The organism is Campylobacter sp. BCW_6889, assembly GCF_001762535.1.
GTDB lineage: Bacteria > Campylobacterota > Campylobacteria > Campylobacterales > Campylobacteraceae > Campylobacter_D > Campylobacter_D jejuni.
In genome coordinates this window covers 1-3,048 of record NZ_MJWZ01000054.1, presented here as the reverse complement: position 1 = coordinate 3,048, position 3,048 = coordinate 1, and the positions used below count along the sequence as shown (strand labels likewise).

General features: G+C 27.2%; 2 protein-coding genes. Both read right to left on the bottom strand.

Annotated elements, in window-relative coordinates; translation table 11 throughout:
- Window positions 1-1,718 (bottom strand): tetratricopeptide repeat protein (locus AJ939_RS04560; protein WP_070276180.1); only part of this gene is annotated, 1,718 nt, incomplete at its 3' end.
- A gap of 211 nt (window positions 1,719-1,929) precedes the next feature.
- The coding region (locus AJ939_RS04555; protein ID WP_148124047.1) for an autotransporter outer membrane beta-barrel domain-containing protein at window positions 1,930-3,048 on the bottom strand (1,119 nt) is incomplete at its 5' end.

The following is a 3,048-nucleotide window of genomic DNA, read 5'->3' as shown; positions in this document are numbered from 1 at the left end:
CTTTTTGTTTCTTCTTGTTCTTTTATGATAAAACATTTTGCTTTTGGCCAAAAATAACTTTTAGGATTTTCAAATTTTCCCCAACGCCAATCAAATCTAGGATGTAAAAGAACTATAGTAGGAATATCCATAGCTAAGCTTAAATGCGCTATAGCACTATCAATACTAAGCATACAGTCAATATCATATAAATAATTTAGAGTATCATTCCAATTTTCTATAAGCTTGCTTCTATCTTCTATTACCTTAGGCAATTCTTCTTTTAATTGCATTTGAAAAGAAATGATTTCATAATCTAAGTCTTTTAATACATCAAATAAAAATTCAAATTTTACATTTCTTAATAAATCAGAATTTTCAGCATTAGGAGTAGAGTAAAAAATACCAAGTTTTTTTCTTTTATTATGCGGTTTTTTCTGTGGCAATATAGGTGTTTTTAATCGTGAAATCTCATCAAGCTTAATATCAATAAAAAAAGGCAAAGAACAAATAGGAATAGCATAATCAAAATTTGTAGGTAGATTTTTTAAAACCTTTACATTTTTAAAAATATCATCATTTTGATTTAAAAATTTGATTTGATTTTTAAACATTTCATACATGGCACTTTGAGGAGCAAATAAAACCTTTGAAGCGATTTTGCAAAGTTTTTCTAAGCATCTTGCATACATTATAGTATCGCCAAAGCCTTGCTCGCAAAATACTAAAACTTCTTTATTTTTAAAAGCATCAACGCCAAATTTATTAAAAGCTTTTAGGCTTTCATTATAATGATAAGTAGAAAAAGTTTCATTATGAGCATAAAATAATCTGCTTTCATAATATTTCTTACCCTCTTCAAAATTATCATCCACTCCCATACGCATCAAAAGATAAGCCAAATCAAATTGATAGGTTGCATGAGAATCCAAACTAAGACATTTTTTATAAGCATAATAAGCTTCTTGATAGTTTGAATTAAATTCTAAGACCTTAGCATAGTTTTGCCAAAACTGTGCATGGTGTTGATTGGCTTCTTGTAGTGATTGAAAAAGTTCTAAAGAATCAGATATTCTAAAAAGCTTAAAAAGCAAGTATGCTTTTTGGGGTAAAATTTGATGAGTTAAAAAATCTTCTATTTTAGAAATAGTAAGATTTTCTTTGGTTTTACTATGAAGCCTATCTTCGAGTTTAATTAAATTAAGATTGGTTTGTTCAGCAATGATTCCTTTTTGTAGTTTATCAATCAAATCTTGCATAAAATGACACAAGTGCTCATGTGCATTTAATGCCTTGGTAAAATCATGTTTAAAATAAATTTCTGCATAATTTTTCCATAGATTAAGATTATACATATCTTTAGAAAGTAATTCTTTGAAAATTTGTTCAGATTCTTCTAGTTTATTACTCAGTTTATAAATAAAAGCCAATTCTAACTTAAGTTCATCTTCTAAATCATCTTTGCGAGTTAAAAGTGTTTGTAATAAATTCAAGGCTTCATCAAGTCTTAAATTTTCAATATAGCTTTTAGCAAGTATAAGACCATTAAAACTTGTAGGATTTAAAGAAAAAAGCTCTTGAGCATAATATAAAGCTTTTTGAAAAAGAGAAAGTTTATAAGAAGAAAGCGTAGCAAATTCTAAAGCAAATTTTGGACTTTCTTTTAAAAATTGCTCACTCAAGTTTAAACATTTTTCATAATTAGCATTAAAATAATAATAATGAATTTTATCAAACATATTTTTCCTTGATAGTTACATTAAAATCTAATATTATCTTATAAGTTGCATAAAAAGATAATTATATTTTTATAAAATTAAATAATAAAACAAAAATAAAAAAATAAATACAATAAAAACATCCATCCTAATAATTTTAAAATTATCAGGATGAAATTTTTAACAAGTAGGAGAGTAAACTAATTAAACTAAGGTATGATCTTTTATAAGATTACCAAAGATAATTAAACTGAGCAAATCCTGTATGGGTATTGCCATCTTTATCAAACATTCCATTATAGTTTAAACTAAAATAGAAAGCTTCATTAACAGGAACGATAAAAGAAGTACTTACAAATTTTTGTATTCTTGGTAAATAAAACTCATCACTTACTTTTACACTTCCAAATCTAGCCTCAGCTTGTGTTTTAGGATTGATATTAAACTTAGCTCCAAGTTCTACTGAAGTTTTTAAATTAGGCAACCAATCTCTAAACCAAGTAAAGCTTGTTTTAGTAGAGAAAAGATTTAAATAGTTTGCATAGGTTCTTTCTCCACCTTTAACTGTTGCTTGTCCTATAGTATCTTTCATAGAAAAAGCTTCAGTATAACCTCCTTCATAAGCAAGACCTATTTCAGGGGAGAATATATCTTTATTAGAAATAAAATTCATACCTAAGGCTGTATTGACTCCATAAGCATAAGAATTAGGTTCAGCTTTAGCTTCATTATTTCCTATTTTTTTAGTTAAATCATTTTTAATCAAAGCAGCTTTACCTTGAGCTTTGATATAAACTTCTTGACCTTTTTCTGTAGTAAATAAGGTATTAAAGTATTTTAAACCTGCATAATAGGTTCTATTATTAATATCAAAATAAGTTGAACCCATTTTTGTATCTTCATAACCTGCATACACACCATATATTCCACTGTCTTTTAAAGTAGAATAACCTATAATGGTTCCTTTAGTGTGTCCTTTACTTTCTTCATTTAAAGAAAGTTCAACATTCTGTGAAGAAGTATAAGGAAGGATGAATAAAGAATGTTCTTTATTAGAACCATAGCTTCCATTATTTAAATCACTCTTTATATAATCACTTGCATCTGCATATAAATTACCCTTTTCAGACATAGCAATGCTTTGAGATTTACTTGAAGAAGCTAAAGCAAAGCTTTGCATAGAATTACCCATAACATTATCTATAAAGGTAGATCTTCTTGTAGTAGTAGAGATTAAAGATCTAAAGGTTGCACCTGATATGGAAGCATTAAGATTAAAATCTGTAGTAAGCTTTCCTGTTATTGGATCAAAGCTTAAAGATATTTCTCCACCTCCATTGGTTCCTATATT